15 protein-coding genes and 1 pseudogene are annotated in these 17,382 nt (G+C 65.3%); 11 read left to right on the forward strand and 5 right to left on the reverse strand.

Annotated elements, in window-relative coordinates:
* Positions 1 to 76: 76 nt before the first annotated feature.
* Positions 77 to 2,209 (forward strand): phosphocholine-specific phospholipase C, encoded by a 2,133-nt coding sequence (locus E1N52_RS03295; RefSeq protein ID WP_133180144.1) that lies wholly within the window; start codon positions 77 to 79, stop codon positions 2,207 to 2,209.
* Positions 2,210 to 2,482: 273 nt separating this feature from the next.
* Positions 2,483 to 3,925 (forward strand): annotated as a pseudogene (locus E1N52_RS03300) (NAD-dependent succinate-semialdehyde dehydrogenase).
* 35 nt (positions 3,926 to 3,960) lie between these two features.
* Here the strand turns inward: E1N52_RS03300 and E1N52_RS03305 are convergent.
* Positions 3,961 to 4,359, reverse strand: a complete 399-nt coding sequence (locus tag E1N52_RS03305) for a GFA family protein (protein WP_133180146.1) — start codon at positions 4,357 to 4,359, stop codon at positions 3,961 to 3,963.
* 223 nt (positions 4,360 to 4,582) lie between these two features.
* On the opposite strand from E1N52_RS03305, the gene E1N52_RS03310 reads away from it, so the two are divergent.
* Positions 4,583 to 5,641, forward strand: a complete 1,059-nt coding sequence (locus tag E1N52_RS03310) for a catalase family peroxidase (RefSeq protein WP_246088936.1) — start codon at positions 4,583 to 4,585, stop codon at positions 5,639 to 5,641.
* Complete coding sequence (locus E1N52_RS03315) at positions 5,638 to 6,183, forward strand: cytochrome b (protein ID WP_133180148.1); 546 nt, start codon at positions 5,638 to 5,640, stop codon at positions 6,181 to 6,183. The genes E1N52_RS03310 and E1N52_RS03315 overlap by 4 nt, the downstream gene beginning before the upstream one ends.
* Before the next feature lie 47 nt (positions 6,184 to 6,230).
* Here the strand turns inward: E1N52_RS03315 and kdgT are convergent, their stop codons facing one another.
* On the reverse strand, positions 6,231 to 7,247 hold the full coding sequence (gene kdgT, locus E1N52_RS03320) for a 2-keto-3-deoxygluconate transporter (RefSeq protein WP_133180150.1): 1,017 nt from the start codon (positions 7,245 to 7,247) through the stop codon (positions 6,231 to 6,233).
* 288 nt (positions 7,248 to 7,535) lie between these two features.
* Between kdgT and kduI the strand changes: the two genes are divergently transcribed.
* From kduI to kdgR, 3 genes are all read left to right on the forward strand, one after another.
* On the forward strand, positions 7,536 to 8,372 hold the full coding sequence (kduI, locus tag E1N52_RS03325) for a 5-dehydro-4-deoxy-D-glucuronate isomerase (RefSeq protein ID WP_133180152.1): 837 nt from the start codon (positions 7,536 to 7,538) through the stop codon (positions 8,370 to 8,372).
* Positions 8,373 to 8,415: 43 nt separating this feature from the next.
* The gene (gene kduD, locus E1N52_RS03330; protein WP_133180154.1) at positions 8,416 to 9,186 is read left to right on the forward strand and encodes a 2-dehydro-3-deoxy-D-gluconate 5-dehydrogenase KduD; all 771 of its coding nucleotides are present in this window, start codon (positions 8,416 to 8,418) and stop codon (positions 9,184 to 9,186) included.
* Positions 9,187 to 9,313: 127 nt separating this feature from the next.
* A complete protein-coding gene (gene kdgR / locus E1N52_RS03335) occupies positions 9,314 to 10,135 on the forward strand; it encodes a DNA-binding transcriptional regulator KdgR (protein WP_246088937.1) in 822 nt (273 codons plus the stop codon).
* On the opposite strand, the gene E1N52_RS03340 is transcribed toward kdgR, so the two are convergent.
* The 3 genes from E1N52_RS03340 to E1N52_RS03350 are packed head-to-tail and all read right to left on the reverse strand — an operon-like array spanning position 10,132 to position 14,375.
* Positions 10,132 to 11,640, reverse strand: a complete 1,509-nt coding sequence (locus E1N52_RS03340; RefSeq protein WP_133180158.1) for an efflux transporter outer membrane subunit — start codon at positions 11,638 to 11,640, stop codon at positions 10,132 to 10,134. The genes kdgR and E1N52_RS03340 overlap by 4 nt on opposite strands.
* Positions 11,641 to 11,656: 16 nt before the next feature.
* Positions 11,657 to 13,303, reverse strand: a complete 1,647-nt coding sequence (locus tag E1N52_RS03345) for an MDR family MFS transporter (protein WP_133180160.1) — start codon at positions 13,301 to 13,303, stop codon at positions 11,657 to 11,659.
* On the reverse strand, positions 13,239 to 14,375 hold the full coding sequence (locus E1N52_RS03350) for an HlyD family secretion protein (RefSeq protein WP_133180162.1): 1,137 nt from the start codon (positions 14,373 to 14,375) through the stop codon (positions 13,239 to 13,241). The genes E1N52_RS03345 and E1N52_RS03350 overlap by 65 nt, the downstream gene beginning before the upstream one ends.
* Positions 14,376 to 14,470: 95 nt before the next feature.
* Between E1N52_RS03350 and E1N52_RS03355 the strand changes: the two genes are divergently transcribed.
* From E1N52_RS03355 to E1N52_RS03370, 4 genes are all read left to right on the forward strand, one after another.
* Complete coding sequence (locus E1N52_RS03355) at positions 14,471 to 15,193, forward strand: CerR family C-terminal domain-containing protein (protein WP_133180164.1); 723 nt, start codon at positions 14,471 to 14,473, stop codon at positions 15,191 to 15,193.
* Positions 15,194 to 15,305: 112 nt separating this feature from the next.
* Positions 15,306 to 15,941, forward strand: a complete 636-nt coding sequence (locus E1N52_RS03360; protein ID WP_133180166.1) for a LysE family translocator — start codon at positions 15,306 to 15,308, stop codon at positions 15,939 to 15,941.
* 101 nt (positions 15,942 to 16,042) lie between these two features.
* Positions 16,043 to 16,606 carry a TetR/AcrR family transcriptional regulator gene (locus E1N52_RS03365; RefSeq protein ID WP_133180168.1) on the forward strand — a complete coding sequence of 188 codons (564 nt, stop codon included), beginning with the start codon at positions 16,043 to 16,045 and terminating at the stop codon, positions 16,604 to 16,606.
* A 281-nt stretch (positions 16,607 to 16,887) separates the two neighbouring features.
* A complete protein-coding gene (locus E1N52_RS03370; RefSeq protein ID WP_133180170.1) occupies positions 16,888 to 17,313 on the forward strand; it encodes an organic hydroperoxide resistance protein in 426 nt (141 codons plus the stop codon).
* The last annotated feature ends 69 nt before the right edge of the window (positions 17,314 to 17,382 follow it).

The raw sequence follows: 17,382 nt of genomic DNA on the forward strand, positions 1-17,382 counted from the left end.
CATTGCACCTGCGTGCCCTTGTGCGAGTACGCCGTAGGGCACGACACTCCAACCCCAAGCAGAAAGGTGAGCAACAATGACGTCAAACAGCCGTCGCCGTTTCCTGCAGACCGTCGCGCAATCGGGCGCCGCCGCCGCAGCGATGACCGTTCTTCCCGAGTCGATCCGCAATGCGCTGGCCATTCCGGCCAATTCGCGCACGGGCACGATCCGCGATGTCGAGCACATCGTCGTGTTCATGCAGGAGAACCGTTCGTTCGACCATTACTTCGGCCATATGCGCGGCGTGCGCGGCTATAACGACCGCCTGCCCATTCCGCTGCCGGGCGGCCTGCCGGTGTGGTATCAGCCTTCGAAGGAAGACGCCACGAAGCCCGTGCTGCCGTTCCACCTCGACACGTTCAAGACGAGCGCGCAATGTGTGGGCGACCTCGACCACTCGTGGTATCCCACGCAGTATGCGATCAATAACGGTCTGTACAACCAGTGGCCGCAGTACAAGACCGACATGACGATGGGCTATTACCTGCGCGCGGACATTCCGTTCCACTACGCGCTGGCCGACGCCTTCACGGTGTGCGACAACTACTTCTGCTCGCTGCCTGGCCCGACGCACCCGAACCGCTCGTATCTGATGACCGGCATGGTCGATCCGACCGGCACGATGGGCGGCCCGCTGCTCGACAACAACGACTACGTGGATGGCGACGTGCCGCCCACGTACCAGGAGCTTTCGTGGACGACCTACCCCGAGCGCCTGCAGGCCGCCGGTATCTCCTGGCAGATCTACCAGCAGGGCACGAACGGCAGCGACCCGCTGAACGGCAACTACGGCACGAACATCCTGCAGAACTTCGCGAACTTCATCAACGCGCAGCCCGGCTCGGCGCTCTACCAGCGCGCGCAAACGGTGCGCACCATCGCGGATCTGAAAAACGACGTACTCCAGAACAATTTGCCGCAAGTCTCGTGGCTGCTGCCGCCGGCGGCATTCTCGGAGCACCCGAAGTACACGCCGGCCTATGGCGCGGAATACACCTCGCAGATCATCGAAGCGCTGACTTCGAATCCCGATGTGTGGAGCAAGACCGTGCTCTTCATCATGTATGACGAGAACGACGGCTTCTTCGACCATATCGTGCCGCCGCAGCCGCCCACGACGTCCACGCAGGGCAAGTCGACGGTGAGCGTGGACGGCGAAATTCACAACGTGATCAACCCGGCGGGCCGCGGCGGCAAGTACACCGCCGACGGCCTGCCCTATGGCCTCGGACCGCGCGTGCCGATGACGGTCGTCTCGCCGTGGACCAAGGGCGGCTTCGTCTGCTCGCAGGTGTTCGACCACACTTCGGTGATCCGCTTCATCGAGGCGCGTTTCGGCGTGCATGAGCCCAACATCACGGCGTGGCGCCGCGCGGTGTGCGGCGACCTCACCACGTGCTTCGATTTCCGCACGCCCGACGCCACGATGCCCACGCTGCCCGACACGAGCAACTACATGGCGCTCGCCGACAACCAGTGCTCGGCCAACTCGGCGCCCACGGTGCCGGCCACGCCGCTGCCGATCGATGCGCAGGAGCCCGGCGTGCGCTACGCGCGCGCGTTGCCCTACGAGCTTCATGTGAACGCGAAGCCCGAAGCGCAGAACAACACGCTTTCGATTACGTTCGCGAACAAGGGCCGCCAGGGCGCGCACTTCTACGTGTACGGCACGAACCGCAGCGACGGCCCGTGGCGCTATACGGTCGAAGCGGGCAAGTCGCTCGACGACACGTGGGATCTCACCGTGACGAACGGCGTCTATGCATTCGAGGTGCATGGCCCGAACGGCTTCCTGCGCCGCTTTGCGGGTACGGCCGCGCAATCGGGTCCGGGTAAATCGGGCCGCGCACCGGCGCCTGCCGTGACGGCGCACTACGACGTGGCCAACGGCAACCTGTTCCTCAGGTTCTCGAACGCGGGCACGAGCGTCGCGCACCTGAACGTGACCGACAACGCCTATGGCGCGCACGAGCGCAATGTCGTCGTGCCGGCCGGCGCGCAAATCGACGAAGTCTGGGTTCTCGCCGCGAGCCATCACTGGTACGACCTCACGGTCACGAGCCGCGACGACGCGACGTACGCCTGGCGCTTCGCGGGACACATCGAGAACGGCCGGCCGAGCATCAGCGACCCCGCGGCCGTCGCGCCGGTCACGAAACTGAGCTGAGCCCAGAGCAAGACGCGGTTTTACGATTTCTTTTCTGTTTCTCTATTTGCGGCGCCTTCGGGCGCCGCTTTTTTTGCGTATTTGCGCAGAAATTCCGTTCCGTCTCACAGTGTGGGTAAAAAGGGGCAGCGCACCCTTCTCAATGGCACGCCCTGCAGCATCGGCGATCCAGTGGCACAATGGGCGCTCCGCATTTTCCGGCGCCCGCCCGCGCGCATTGCCGTGCGCGCGGCGAGAGCCTGTCGTTGAACCGTTGAAAAGGATCGTCCCATCATGAGTTCCAGCGTGAAGCCCTATCCCGACACCCAGATCTACATCGACGGCGCATGGCGCGCCGGCGCGAAGACGATCGCTGTGATCGACCCCGCGACCGAAGCGGAAATCGGCCGCCTGAGCCTCGCAAGCGAACAGGATCTTTCGGATGCGGCCACCGCAGCCGAGCGTGCCTTCCGCGAATGGCGCAAGGTCTCGCCGCTCGAGCGCAGCAAGCTCATGCGCCGCGCCGCGCAACTGCTGCGCGACCGCGCAGACGACATCGCCGCGATCATGACGCGCGAGCAGGGCAAGCCGTTTGGCGAAGCGAAGCTCGAAACGCTTGCAGGCGGAGACACGATCGACTGGTTCGCCGAAGAAGGCCGCCGCACCTATGGCCGCGTGATTCCCTCGCGCTCGGACGCCGTTCGCCAGATCGTCACGCGCGAGCCGGTGGGTCCGGTCGCCGCGTTCACGCCCTGGAACTTCCCGCTCAACCAGGCCGTGCGCAAGGTGTCGGCCGCGCTCGCCTCGGGCTGTACCGTCGTGCTCAAGGGACCGGAAGAAACGCCGGCCAGCTGCGCCGAACTCGTGAAGGTATTCGCTGATGCGGGCCTGCCCGCAGGCGTGCTGAACCTCGTGTTCGGCGTGCCTTCGGAAGTGTCGTCGTACCTGATCGCGCATCCGGCGATCCGCAAGATCTCGTTCACGGGCTCGACGCCGGTGGGCAAGCTGCTCGCCTCGAAGGCCGGCGAGTACATGAAGCGCGCCACGATGTAACTGGGCGGCCACGCCCCCGCCATCGTGTTCGCCGACGCCGACGTGCCGCGCGCCGCCAAGCTGCTCGCGAGCGCGAAGTTCCGCAACGCGGGCCAGGTATGCATCTCGCCCACGCGCTTCATGGTGGAAGACGCCGCGTATGACGAGTTCGTCGAGCATTTCGTCGCGACGACGCGCGCGATCAAGGTAGGCAACGGTCTCGAAGACGGCGTGCAGATGGGCCCGCTCGCGAACGACCGCCGCCTCGCCGCCATGGAACGCCTCGTGGCCGACGCGCGCGAACAGGGCGCGAAGGTGCTGACGGGCGGCGAGCGCGTGGGCCGCGAAGGCTACTTCTTCGCACCGACCGTGCTCACCGACGTGCCGCTCTCCGCGCGCATCATGAACGAAGAGCCGTTCGGCCCGATCGCGCCGATCTCGCGTTTCTCGAGCTACAAGGACGCGATCGTCGAAGCGAACCGTCTTCCGTACGGTCTCGCCGCGTATGCCTACACGCGTTCGAGCGCGACTTCGGCCGCTCTCTCCGACGACGTGGAAACCGGCATGCTGTCGATCAACCACCACGGCCTCGCCCTGCCGGAAACGCCGTTCGGTGGCGTGAAGGACTCGGGTTACGGCTCGGAAGGCGGCAGCGAAGCGATGGAAGCCTATCTCGTCACGAAGTTCGTGACCGAGCATCGTTGACCGATTTACGCTGAAAACGCGCGCGCTTCTCCGGCTTACGGCCCGGGAAGCGCACGCGGATATTGCGGCAAGCCGTCAGCGAGCTGCACCCAGGCCAGCTTTTGCGAGGTCCAGCTGTGATTGTCGGGCGGCGCGTCGTCGGGACGATCGAGTGTGCCTGTCGCGATGTCGATCTCGCCCGCGAACGCGGCATGCCGGTAAGTGAGCGGCGTGCCGCAGTCGGCGCAGAACGCGCGCTCGACACCCGGACTCGACGCATGCGTTTTCGTTGCGCCCGCAACGAGCCGGAACGCGCTCCACGGCACACTGAGCCAGCCGACGAACGGCGCACCTGTTGCACGCCGGCAATCCACGCAATGGCATACCGTGCTGCCAACCGGCGCAGCCGAAATCTGGTAGCGGACCTTGCCGCATAAACAGCCGCCAGTCAGCATCGCTCTCTCCTTCGCGCGTCTGTTTCGCTCAACGCTTTCAGCGCTGTAAACCCACGCGCCCGCGCATCGTTGCACGATTTCGATTTGGGCATGGAATAAACCGCAGTGAGGTGTTGTTGACGCCAGTAACGGCCCTCGGGCCATCGACTGGATCTATCATGCACACACTCGCACACTTTTCGCTTTCGTTTGCGTTGCAGCGCGCGTGCAGAGGAGCCCGCCCGTGAACCGCGCCTCGATCTGCGTGCCATGCCGGCTCGCGGCCATTGCGGCCGTGGTGGGTTGCGCTGGCGCGGCATTTGCGTGGACGGCCGGCTGGCTCACGCCGAAGCGCATCACCGCGCCGCATATCATCAATACGTTCGAGTCGAACTACGGCATCCATACGGGGTATCGGCGCAATCACGCCAAGGGGCTTTGCGTGGAAGGCTGGTTCGAAAGCAACGGCAATGGCGCGCAAGTCTCGCGCGCGGCGGTGTTCGCGCCAGGCCGCACGCCCGTGATCGGACGCTTCGCCATTCCCGGCAGCAACCCTGCCGCGCCGGACGCGAGCACGCCAGTGCGCAGCATGGCGCTGCTGTTCCAGCTGCAGGACGGCGAGCAGTGGCGCACCGGCATGAATTCCGTACCTATCTTCGTCGTTCGCACCCCGAAGCAGTTCTATACCCAGCTGGTCGCCTCGAAACCGGACCCGGCGACGGGCAAGCCCGACCCCGCGAAGCTCGACGCCTTCTTCCAGGCGAACCCGGAAACGCTGCCGTTCCGCCAGTGGCTGAAGGCGCACCCGCCCTCCTCCAGTTTCGCGAACACGGCGTTCTACAGCGTCAACGCGTTCATCGCGACAGACGCCGCCGGCAACCAGCATGCCGTGCGCTGGCAGACCGTGCCGGAAGTCGCGTATGCACCGCAAACGCCGGCTGAAAAAGCCAATCCGAACTTCCTCGCCGACGACTTCTCCACGCGTTTCGCCGGGGGACCGCTACGCTGGCATCTGGTGCTCACGGTCGCAGCCCCCGGCGACCCCACGAACGATGCCACGCAGTCATGGCCCGCTGACCGCCAGCAGATCGACGCCGGCACGCTGGTATTGCAGCGCGCCGAACCGCAAGCCAACGGCATGTGCCGCGACGTGAACTACGATCCGACCATCCTGCCCAACGGCCTCAAACCCTCGGACGACCCCTTGCTCGCCGCCCGTTCGGCAGCGTATGCCGTTTCGTTCAATCGACGCACGCGTGAAGAAGCCAACCTCACGCAAACGCATGGAGACGCGCAGCCATGAAACAACCGGGCCAACACTTCAGCGCACTCCAGCGCCTACTGCATTGGTCGATGGCAGTCCTGATCGTTACGATGCTGTTCGTTGGCGTGGGAATGGTGTCGACCGTCTCGCGGATGCATGACACGCTGCTCGCGCTCCACCGGCCGCTGGGTATCGCGCTGCTCGCGCTCGTGCTGCTACGCCTGGCCGTGCGGCTCACGCGCGGCGCGCCGCCCTTGCCCGCCGATCTGCCCATCTGGCAGCGCCTTGGCGCGCACGCCTCGCATCTCGTGCTCTATGCGCTGATGATCGCGATGCCGCTGATCGGCTGGTCGATGCTATCGGCGGGCGGCTATCCCATCGTGATGTTCGGCGGCGTGCACCTGCCGCCGATCGTGCCGCATAACGTCACGCTCTACGCATGGCTGCGCGCCGCGCATACGTGGCTTGCCATGGCGCTCTACGCGACCGTGCTGCTGCATCTGGGCGCCGCGCTCTTTCACGCGCTCATTCGACGCGACGGCGTGCTCGCCAGCATGGCGCGCGGCGAGGCACGCAGTTGACGCGAGGTTCCCGCGCGTGCAAAGCGCACGGAAACCTCGCCGGTGAATCAAACGTGCGCGTCGCGCCCGGCCACGGGCGGCACGGGCGGTTCCATGAGTTCCTGGAGCAGCGCCTCGCGCGCGCTGCGGCGGCGCACCCATAGCGCCGTGAGCATCGGCACGAGGATCGCGGTCACGAGGCAGGCCGTGGCGACCATCGCCGTTGCCGCCGGCACGAGCGGCTTGAAACGCGGAATCATCTCGCCGATGATGGCCGGATTCGCCACCGCCGCGCCCGCCGTGGACGAAGCCGCGAGCCCCGCCGCACCGTTGCCGCCCGCAATCAGGCGATCGGCAAGAATCAGCGGAATGCCGGTCACGACGATCACGCCAAGCCCCAGCACCACGCCCGGAATGCCGCTCGTGACGATCACATTGAGATCGATGCCGTTGCCGAGCGCAAAGCCAAAGAACGGGATGAGCGGATGCACGCAGCGGCCGAACAGTTCGCGCAGGTCGCTATCGAGATTGCCCAAAGCAAACCCGATCAGAAACGGCAGCACGGCGCCCACGAAAAGCCGCGGCTCGAAAAAGGCCACGCCGGTCGCGCCGAGAATGATCATGCTGACGAGCGGCCCCGACTCGACCGACATCAGCACGAACGCGCCCGCCTCTTCCTTCGTGCCGTATTGCTGCATCACGGCCGCGTAGAGACCGCCGTTGGTCATGTCCATCGAGGTCGTGATGGCAAGCACCGAGAGCCCGGCGAAGAGCCCGGTTTTCACGCCGTCAACGGGGATGAAGTGCGCGGCGACCAGCGTGGCGACCCAGGCCACGATCATCTTCGTGACGAGCAGCGTGCCGGATTTGCGCAGCACCGTGCCGGTCGCGCGCAGGTCGATGGTCGCGCCCATGCAGAAGAACCACACCGCGAGAATGGGGACGGTGCCGGTGATCAATCCATTGGTGAACGAACCAAAGTACTTGCCCGCGCCCGGCGCGAACGTATGAACACAGGCGCCGAGCAGCAGCGGCACCAGCATCAGGCCGCCTGGTATGCGGTCTATGGCCTTCTTCAGCTTCATGCCTCCTCCGTGGACTTTGCATCCGGTTGCCGGATCGGCACGTTGGCGCGTCCGGCTTTTTTCTCGCGGTGCTCCCTTTCCGGAAACAGGATAGCAGCGTGAAAGGAACGCTGTTCCGATTTTTGCGCCGAAAGTCATCAACGTTTACCCGCTAATGATTCACTATTTGGGCAGCCTGCTTGCCAAACACGCTATGGCGTCGCAACATTTCCGGACCGACGTTCCGAAAATGTGAATCTGCTCTATAGTCCACGAGACGGGGCACCGCCCATCCGACGGAGACATGGCATGGAAGTCAGACAAAGCCTCAACAGCGAATACGCGAAGACGCTCGACACGACGGGACTGCGCCGCGAGTTCCTCATCGAACGCGTGTTCGAGCCCGATGCGCTGACGCTCACCTACAGCCACGTGGACCGCATCATCGTGGGCGGCGCGATGCCCGCCACGCGCGCGGTCGAGGTGAGCGCCGCGCTCGGCAAGTCGATCGGCGTGAGCTATCTGCTGGAGCGGCGCGAACTGGGTGCGATCAATATCGGCGGCGACGGCTGGGTAGACGTGGACGGCGCACGTCACGCGGTACGCAACGAGGAAGCAATCTATATCGGCAAGGGCACGCAGGCCGTCGCATTCGGCAGCGACGATCCGGCGCGGCCCGCGAAGTTCTACCTCAACTGCGCGCCCGCGCACGCGGCATATCCCACGCGCACCATTTCGTTATCCGAAGCATCTCCGCAAACGCTCGGCGAAGCCGCCACGAGCAACCGGCGCACGATCTACAAGTTCATCGTGCCGGAGGTGCTGCCCACCTGCCAGCTTTCGATGGGCATGACCAAACTCGAACCCGGCAGCCTCTGGAACACCATGCCGTGCCACACGCACGAACGGCGCATGGAGGTGTACTTCTATTTCAACGTCGCCGACGACGCAGCCGTCTTCCACATGATGGGCGAGCCGCACGAAACGCGGCACATTCTCGTGCACAACGAACAGGCCGTGATCTCGCCGAGCTGGTCGATCCACTCGGGCGTCGGCACGCGCGCCTATACGTTCATCTGGGGCATGGTCGGGGAGAACCAGGTGTTCGGCGACATGGACCATCTCGCCGTGCGCGATCTGCGCTGATCCCCACACCGGCATAGACCTACGACACGAGGGCCGCGCACTCATGGCATCCAGCACGTTCAATCCGTTCGATCTCAGCGGCAAGATCGCCATCGTCACCGGCAGCAACACGGGCCTCGGCGCGGGCATGGCGCTCGCGCTCGCGCAGGCGGGTTGCGACATCGTCGGCGTTTGCAGGGGCGAGCCCGGCGACACGCCCGCGCGTGTCGAGGCCCTCGGGCGCCGCTTCATCGACGTGCGTGCCGATCTCGCATCGATCGCGCCCGTGGAGGACATCGTGCGTGCGGCCGTCGAAGCTTGTGGACGGATCGACATCCTCGTGAACAATGCCGGCGTGATCCGCCGGGAAGACGCCCTCGCCTTCGGCGAGGAGGACTGGGACGCCGTCATGGACGTCAATCTCAAGAGCGTGTTCTTTCTCGCTCAGGCGGCCGCGCGCCAGTTCGTCGCGCAGGGCGGCGGCGGCAAGATCATCAATATCGCGTCGATGCTGTCGTTCCAGGGCGGCATCCGCGTGGCCTCCTACACAGCCTCGAAAAGCGGCGTGCTGGGCCTCACCCGTCTGCTCGCCAACGAATGGGCCGCTCACGGCATCAACGTCAATGCGATCGCGCCCGGTTATATGGCGACTGCCAACACGGCCGCATTGCGCGACGACGCCCAGCGCAACGGCGAGATCCTCAACCGCATTCCCGCGGCGCGCTGGGGCGAACCTGATGATCTCGCAGGCCCCGTGGTGTTTCTCGCCTCAGCGGCAGCGGATTACGTCCATGGCCACACGCTCGCGGTGGACGGCGGCTGGCTTGCGCGCTAGCACACGCGGCGCGCACGGGACGCGGTATGCTCCCGTCAGAGATTCACATGGACCAGCAACAATGGCAGCAAACGCGGAAAAAACGGCAAATTCGGCTAAGGGGCAGCGCAGCGCACAGGAGCACGCAATGAACGAAACGGACGGCGGCACGGAGAAAGGCGAATCGGTCTCGTCGATCGGCCGCGTGTTTGCGATCCTCGGCGCGCTGGGCGAGAACGGGCCGATCGGCATCAGCGAGCTTTCGCAGCGCCTCGCGCTTTCCAAAACCACCGTGCACCGCGTACTGCAAACGCTGAAGGCCCTAGGCTACGTCGCGCAGGAAGTCGAAACCGACCGTTATCGTCTGACGATCCGGCTATTCGAACTCGGCGCGAAGGCGCTCGAAAGCGTCGACCTCGTGCGCGAGGCCGACATCGAGATGCGGCGCATTGCGCAAGCCACGCGTGAAGCGGTTCATCTCGGCGCGTTCGACGAGGACGCGATCATCTACATCCACAAGATCGACTGCGATTACGGCCTGCGCATGCAGTCGCGCATCGGGCGGCGCAATCCGCTGCACAGCACCGCGATCGGCAAGGTGCTGCTCGCGTTCATGCCGGCCGCCGACGCACAGGAAACGCTTTCGCATGTGGAATTCAGGAAGTCGACGCAAAAAACGCTCACTTCCGCCGACGCGGTCCTGAGCATTCTTCCGCACGTGCGCGAGCAAGGCTACGGCGAAGACAACGAAGAGCAGGAAGATGGACTGCAGTGCCTGGCCGTGCCGGTGTTCGACCGTTTCGGGCATGTGATCGCCGGCCTCTCGATCTCGTTTCCGACCATGCGCTGTGGCGCCGACACGAAAGCGCACTACGTCGCCCTGCTCAAGCGCGCGGGCGCGGCGATCTCGGCGCGGCTCGGCTATCGCGAGCCGGCCGCGCACGAGCATGCGCCTGCCGAACCCACTTAACCCGGCGTGGCGGCTGTTGCTGCCGTTGCCGTCGCGGTCGTCTGCCAGCCGAGACCCAGGCTCTTTTGCAGCGACACGAAGTCCTTCAGCAAATCGGCCTGACCCGACACCACATTCTGCTGCGCGGCGAATTCCGTGCGCTGCGTGTCGAGCAGATCGACGAGGCTCGATGCCCCCGCGCGGTAGCGCTGGCGCATGAGCGTCGCGGAACGCTCGGCTGAAACCTGCACCTTCTGCAAGGTCACCAGATGCTCGCGCTGATAGCCATAGCGCGAGAGCGACGCGTTCGCGTCCTGCAGCGCCGCGAGCACGGCCTTTTCGTAGTGGGCTTCGGCTTCGTCGCGCGAAGCTTCCGCGCCGCGCACCGCGCCCAGCGTGCGCCCGAAGTCGAACACGTTCCACTGCAGATACGGCGCCCCCACCCAGCTGAAATTGTTCTTGCGGAACAAGTGCCCCGGCTCCGCGGCTGTAAAGCCGAGGTCGCCGAACAGCGTGAGCTTGGGCAGGAAGTCGGCCACGTGCTCGCCGATCTGCGCGTTGCTCGAAGCGAGGCGGCGCTCCGCCGCGCGTATATCGGGACGCTGCGCGAGCATCGTGGTGGGATCGCTCACGGGCACGCTTGCGGGCATCGTGGGCAGCGGTTGTGCCGTTGCCAGTTCCGCATCCAGCGCGCCAGGCGCCTTGCCGGTGAGCACCGCCAGTTGATCGAGCGATATTTCCACTTGCGCCGCGAGCGGCGTAATCGTGGAGCGCGTGTTTTCCACCTGCGTGGTGAGCCGCTCCACGTCCACCTCGGCCGCCGTGCCGCCCGCGCGGCGCTGCTCGGTGAGCGTGAGCATCTCCTGCTGCAGTTGCGCCGTGCGCTGCGCGATGGCGAGCCGCTGCTGCTCGTCGCGCAGGTCGATGTAGGCCTGTGCGACTTCGGCGGCGAGCGATACCTGGGTGTCCGCAAGATCGGCGTCCACGGCATCGGCCTCGTCGCTCGCCGCTTCCACGGCGCGGCGCGTGCCGCCGAACAGGTCGATTTCCCACGAGGCATCGAAGCCCGCCGTGTAGAACGTGATTGGACCGCCGCCGGAAGAGCTGCCCTGACTCGAGCTGCTGCTCGACGACGTCAAAGCGCTCAGGTTTGGCTCGCTCATACGGATCGCCGCCGCGCTCGCGCCGACCTTCGGCAGCTCGGCGGCGCGTTGCTGCTGCAGTTGCGCACGCGAGGCGCGCAAACGCGCCTGCGCCGCACGCACATCGGGATTGTGGGCGAGCGCCGCTTCGATCAGCGTGTTCAGTTGCGGGTCGTTCAGCGCGAGCCACCATTGGCTCGGCGCACGCGCAGGCGTCACGCCTTGCGCGGGCGTACGCAGGAACGACGCGGCGTTCGCCGCTTCCGGCGCAACGGCCGGTGCGCCGCGATAGTCGGGGCCCACGGTGCAGGCGGCCAGCGCGCAGGCAGCGGCGAACGCGCTCAGCGCGGCATAGGGAAATCGGGAGTAACGGATTGCCGTCATGAGTCAGTGATAATCTTCAGTGGCCGCCAGACGGCGCTTGTGCGCCAGGCTGCGGCTTCTTGAGCAGGAGCGCGAGCGGCACGCACGCTGCCAGTGCGATGCCGAGCACCCAGAATGTTTCGGAGTACGTGATGACCATCGATTGCTGCGCGATTTGCGCCGCGATCTGGCCGAGCGCCTGCATTTGCGAGTGCGCCATGTCGCCCGTCTGCGTGAACCAGCTGGCCGCGCTCCCGGCCACACGCTCCTGGCCGATGATCGAATTGGCGCTGAGCGATTCGCGCAGCACGGCCGTATGGAACGCCTCGCGCCGGTCGATGAGCGTGCCGATGATCGCAAGCCCCACCGAGCCGCCCAGATTGCGCGCCATGTTGTAGAGCCCGGCCGCGTCGCCGGAATCTTCGCGCGACACCGCCGCCATCGACGCCTGGTTCAGCGGCATCATCGCGAGCATTTGCGCCACGCCGCGAACGAGCTGCGACCAGACGAAATCGTGACCGACGCTCTGCGCGGTGAGCGAAATGTCGAGCATGCAGCTCAGCGTGAAGAGCAGCAGCCCGGACACCACCAGGATGCGAAAATCCACCTTGCCCAGCAGGCGCGGCAGAATCGGCATCACGAGGAACGCGGGCACCCCGGAAAGCAGCATGATCGCGCCGGACTGCTGCGCGTTGTAGCCGGCAACGAGGCTTAGAAACTGCGGCAGCAGGTACGAAATGCCGTAAAGCCCAGCGCCCACCGCGAACACGATGATGATGACGCTCGCATAGCGCGGATTGCGCATGAGCGACAGACGCAGAATCGGCTTTTTCGCGGTGAACTGCGAAAGCGCGATGAGCGCCATGCCCGCGAGCGAGACCCACGTGAGCGTGACGATGAGGCTCGACTCGAACCAGCGTTCGCGCTGGCCCTCTTCGAGCACGACGGTCAGCGAACTCAGGCCCACTGCCAGCCCGACAATGCCGAGCCAGTCCGCCTTGAGAAAGGCTTCCCAGTGCGGCCGGTCGGGTTCGAGCCCGACGAGAAGCAGCGTGATGAGCGCGAGACACACTGGCAAATTGATGAAGAAGCACCAGCTCCAGCTGATGTTCTCCGCGAGCCAGCCGCCCACCACGGGCCCGAGCAGCGGGCCGAGCAGCACGATCAGGCCGAACACCGTCATGCCCACGGGCAGCTGCGAAAGCGGCAGGCGCGTGCGGATGATGGTCTGGCCGGTCGGGATCATCGCTCCGCCCGTGAAGCCCTGGCCAATGCGCCCGGCGATCATCATGCCGAGCGTATTCGACCAGCCGCACATCATCGAAAAGGCGATGAAGAGCGCGGAGTTCGCGAGCAGGAAATTTCGCAGTCCGAACACCCGCGTGAGCCACGCGGCGAGCGGAATCATCACGATCTCGGACATCAGATAGCCCGTGGAGATCCACGTGCCCTCGGTGCCCGTTGCGCCAATTTGGCCCTGGATCTGCGGCAGCGCCGAGTTCGTGATGGAAATGTCGAGCGTGGCCATCAATGCGCCCAGCGCACCGGCCGCGACGGCGATCCAGTCGGCCGCGCTCGCGCGCTCGCCGTGCGGATGCGGCACCGCTGCGCGAGCCGTATTAGCCACGGTGGTTCTCTTGGTCGATACGGCGGTCGTCCTCACGCGCGGAGCGCGTGTCGACATCGACCGTCACCGACATGCCCGGCAGCAGTACGCTGCGCGTTTCAGGCCCGGTTTCGAGGCGGATGCGCACCGGCACGCGCTGCACGATCTTCGTGAAGTTGCCGGTGGCGTTCTCGGGCGGCAAGAGCGCGAACTGCGCGCCCGTACCCGGCGAGAAGCTGTCCACCACGCCGTGCAGCGTGTGGCCGGGCAGCGCGTCGACGTGCAGCTCCACGGGCTGGCCCGCGCGCATACGGCCGATCTGCGTTTCCTTGAAGTTCGCCGTGAGGTAGGTGCGCTGCACCGGCACGACGGTCAGCATGCGCGTGCCCGGCTGCACGTACTGGCCCACGCGCACGGAGCGGTCGCCCACCCGGCCCGCCAGCGCGCTTTTCACCACGGTGTTGTCGAGGTCGAGCTGCGACTGCGCGGCGTTCGCACGCGCCGCCTCGAGCTGCGCGCGCGCCTGCGAGAGCTGCGCGTTCAGCGCCGAGATTTGCGAGCGCGCGGACGTGACCGCGGCTGCGTCGGCGGCGAGCGTGGCCTGCGCCTTGTCGCGTTCGCTCTTGAGTTCGGCAAGCCGTTCGGTCGTTTCCGCACCCGTGGCGGCGAGCGGCGCGTAGCGCGCCACTTCGTCGTTCGCGTGGCGCAGACTGACCTGGGCGACTTCCTGCTGCGCCTGTGCCTGAGCGACGTTCGCCTTCTGCTGCTCGATCTGCGCCTGCGCATGCTCGATGTCCGCCGTGCGTGCATCGACGGTGGCCTGCGCCTGGTCGAGCGCCACCTGGTACTGGCGCGAGTCGAGCTTCACGAGCGGATCGCCCGCCTTGACGGCCTGGTTGTCCGCCACGTAGACGTCCGTCACATAGCCGCTCACCTTCGGGGCGATCGTCACGCTGTCGGCCTGCAGATAGGCGTCGTCAGTGGATTCGATGAAGCGCCCGACGACCCACCAGTGGCCCAGCCACACCGCTGCCGCGACGAGCGCCGCCAGTCCCAGCAGGATCAGAATGGTTCGTTTCGCGCCGCTGCGCGCAGGTGCAGCGGCGGCGTCCGGCACGTCGCGTCCGGGCGTGCCTGCAGTCGTAGACATGTTCTTGTTTCTCAATTTATTCCAGTCGGCAAAATTATTCCACCTGGAAAAACTGTGTCAAGTGTTATATTTCGCAGGGATACGAAAGGAAATGCATGAGCGAAGGTAAGAAACTGCGACGTTCGCCCGAAGGAGGCTATGCGCGTGGCGACGAGACACGTCGCAAGATCATCGAGGCGGCCATCAGCCTGTTCGGGCAGCACGGCTTCGACGGCGCCTCCACGCGCGACATCGCCGCGCGCGCGGGCGTGAACGCGCCGGCGCTGCAGTATTACTTCGAGAACAAGGAAGGCCTCTACCGCGCTTGCGCGGAGTCGATTGCCGACGAATCGTGGCAATCGTTCGAGCCGGCCGTGCAGCGCGCGCGCGAAGCGCTCGCGCGCAACGCGGACACTGAAACGCTGATCGACGCCTTCCTCGACATCCAGTCGGCCGTGGCCGACCGTTCCTTCGTCAAGCAGCACGGGCCGGACCAGCGTCTATTCTTCGCGCGCGAACAGGGCGGCGGCGAACCGGAGATCGGTTCGGAAATCCTGCGTGAGCGCGTGCGCTCGCCGCTGAACACCATCAACGTGGAACTGCTCGAACGCATTACCGGCATGCCGGCCCACGATCCGCTCACCGTGGTGCGCATGTTCAGCCTGTATGGGCAATTTCTGCTTTTCTTCATCGCACGACGCTCCACGCTCTCGATGCTCGGCTGGGACGACATCGACAGAGCGAAGGCCGATTTTCTGAAAGAGAGCATCGCGGAACAGACGCGCGTGCTGCTGCGCCACTGGAATCGCGAGCGCGACAAGCACAATCGCTCAAGATAACTAAGCACTATTCAGGCGGCCGGCACGATCCCGCGACGCAGGTGGGGAATCCTCGCGGCGCATCTGCGCGCATGTTAGTGTTCGAGGTTCCCTCCCGCATGGAGCCGCCAGCATGTCTCCCCTCGCCGCCGTTGCCAGCATTCTCCTCGCTGTCCTGATCGGGGCCATGAGCCCCGGCCCGAGCTTCGTGCTCGTCGCACGCAACTCGATCGGTCTCTCGCGCCGCGACGGCGTCGCCACCGCGCTCGGCATGGGCACGGGTGCGATCTGCTTCGCGGGCATCGCACTCGCCGGGCTCTACACCGTGCTCGCCACCGTTGCCTGGCTGTACGCCGCGCTCAAGATCGCAGGCGGCGCCTATCTGCTCTACATCGCTTCGCGCATCTGGCGCGGCGCGGGCTCGCCTATCACGGTGAGCAGGACGGCCGCACCCGGCGAGCGCCCCGGCAAGTCGTACTGGAGCGGCCTCACCACCCAGCTGAGCAACCCGAAAACGGCCATTGCTTACGGCGGCATCTTCGTCGCGCTGCTGCCGCATAACCCGCCGCTGTGGTGCTACTTCGCGCTGCCGCCGCTCGTCTTCGCGATCGAAACCGGCTGGTACACGGTCGTCGCGCTGTGCTTTTCGAGCCAGCGTCCGCGCGATCTCTATCTGCGCGCCAAGAGCTGGATCGACCGCGTTGCGGCCGGTGCGATCGGGGCGCTGGGCCTGCGCCTCATTTTCAGCGCAGGGCATCGCGGGATCTGACGTCGCCCCGCCGGACGCGGCCAGGCGGTCGCGCCCGGTACATCTGAAAATATTGGGTGAGGCGCTTGACAATCTATCTTCCAGTAGATAAATTAGAGTCCATGGATACGAAGCTGACAGTACGGGAGCAGGTTCTCGACCACGCCATCACCCTCATGATGCTGCGCGGCTACAACGGGTTCAGCTACCGCGACCTGTCAGAGCTGGTGGGCGTGAAAACGTCGAGCATCCACTATTACTTCCCGTCGAAAGACGACCTGGTGCTCGAAGCGGTGAGCCAGTACAGCGGCGAAGTCATGGCGGGCTTGCAGTCGATCGACGCGGCGCTGCCGGCGCGCGAAAAGCTCGCGACGTACACGCGGCTCTTCGGCAAAACGCTCGGCGACGGCAACCAGATCTGCCTGTGCGGCATGCTGGCCGCCGACATCGAGTCGCTGCCTGAAACCGTGCGCCACGCTGTGCAAGCGTTTTTCCGCGCCAATGAAAGCTGGCTGGCCGAGGTGCTGGCGCAAGGTGCGAAAGAAGGCACGCTGGTCGTGCGCGGCAAGCCGGAAAGCTCGGCCCGCACGTTGTTCGCGGCTTTGCAGGGCAGCGTCCTGGCGAGCCGGTTGTTCCATACGAAGTCGCGCCTCGAAGATGTCGAAGCCATGTGGTGCGCGGCTTAGCAAGTATTCTTGCGCGTATTCGGGGCGGCTAGCCGCCTCTTTTATTGGCCCGTGATTTCTATCTTCTGATAGATAGCTAGAAAGAGGAGCATCATGAACGTGTTTCGACGATCGGAAATCTATCTGGTAATAGATAGAATGCAGAACCTGACGATCGGAAATTCGCAAGCGCTGCTCTTCTGCTGGACCCTGGTGCACATGGCTGTCGCGTTGCACCACTAAATTGAATGCCGTACTCCGCCGTACCTTCAACGAACCGTCTTTGCTCAAAGGAGCCTGTCATGTCGATCGAAAAAGTCCTCTACCGCGCCGAAGCCAACGTCACCGGCGGTCGCGATGGCCGCGCCGTCATTCCCGCCAGCAACCTGGACCTCAAGCTCACCACGCCGCGCGAACTCGGCGGCGCGGGCGGCGACGGCACGAACCCCGAGCAGCTTTTCGCCGCGGGCTACAGCGCATGCTTCATCGGCGCGATGAAGTTCGTCTCGGCGCGCGACAAGATTTCCCTGCCCGCCGACGTCTCGATCACCGGCAATGTCGGCATCGGCCAGATTCCGAATGGCTTCGGCATTGAAGTCGAACTGAAGATTTCGCTGCCCGGCATGGATCGCGCGGCCGCTCAGGCACTCGTCGACAAGGCACATATCGTCTGCCCGTACTCGAACGCCACGCGCGGCAACATCGACGTGACGCTCACGATCGTCTAAACCGCGAGCCGCATCAGCATGAGTCGAGGGCCGCCATGAGCGGCCCTCGGCTTTTTTGACCGCCGCTCA

Origin of the sequence: Paraburkholderia guartelaensis, assembly GCF_004353905.1 — a bacterium.
Classification (GTDB): domain Bacteria; phylum Pseudomonadota; class Gammaproteobacteria; order Burkholderiales; family Burkholderiaceae; genus Paraburkholderia; species Paraburkholderia guartelaensis.

Bases quoted from the DNA above. Each gene is read 5' to 3' on its own strand.
- E1N52_RS03295 (WP_133180144.1), top strand. From the start codon at position 77: ATGACGTCAAACAGCCGTCGCCGTTTCCTGCAGACCGTCGCGCAATCG.
- E1N52_RS03305 (WP_133180146.1), bottom strand. From the start codon at position 4,359: ATGCTGACTGGCGGCTGTTTATGCGGCAAGGTCCGCTACCAGATTTCG.
- E1N52_RS03315 (WP_133180148.1), top strand. From the start codon at position 5,638: ATGAAACAACCGGGCCAACACTTCAGCGCACTCCAGCGCCTACTGCAT.
- kdgT (WP_133180150.1), bottom strand. From the start codon at position 7,247: ATGAAGCTGAAGAAGGCCATAGACCGCATACCAGGCGGCCTGATGCTG.
- kduI (WP_133180152.1), top strand. From the start codon at position 7,536: ATGGAAGTCAGACAAAGCCTCAACAGCGAATACGCGAAGACGCTCGAC.
- kduD (WP_133180154.1), top strand. From the start codon at position 8,416: ATGGCATCCAGCACGTTCAATCCGTTCGATCTCAGCGGCAAGATCGCC.
- kdgR (WP_246088937.1), top strand. From the start codon at position 9,314: ATGAACGAAACGGACGGCGGCACGGAGAAAGGCGAATCGGTCTCGTCG.
- E1N52_RS03340 (WP_133180158.1), bottom strand. From the start codon at position 11,640: ATGACGGCAATCCGTTACTCCCGATTTCCCTATGCCGCGCTGAGCGCG.
- E1N52_RS03345 (WP_133180160.1), bottom strand. From the start codon at position 13,303: ATGTCGACACGCGCTCCGCGCGTGAGGACGACCGCCGTATCGACCAAG.
- E1N52_RS03350 (WP_133180162.1), bottom strand. From the start codon at position 14,375: ATGTCTACGACTGCAGGCACGCCCGGACGCGACGTGCCGGACGCCGCC.
- E1N52_RS03355 (WP_133180164.1), top strand. From the start codon at position 14,471: ATGAGCGAAGGTAAGAAACTGCGACGTTCGCCCGAAGGAGGCTATGCG.
- E1N52_RS03360 (WP_133180166.1), top strand. From the start codon at position 15,306: ATGTCTCCCCTCGCCGCCGTTGCCAGCATTCTCCTCGCTGTCCTGATC.
- E1N52_RS03365 (WP_133180168.1), top strand. From the start codon at position 16,043: ATGGATACGAAGCTGACAGTACGGGAGCAGGTTCTCGACCACGCCATC.
- E1N52_RS03370 (WP_133180170.1), top strand. From the start codon at position 16,888: ATGTCGATCGAAAAAGTCCTCTACCGCGCCGAAGCCAACGTCACCGGC.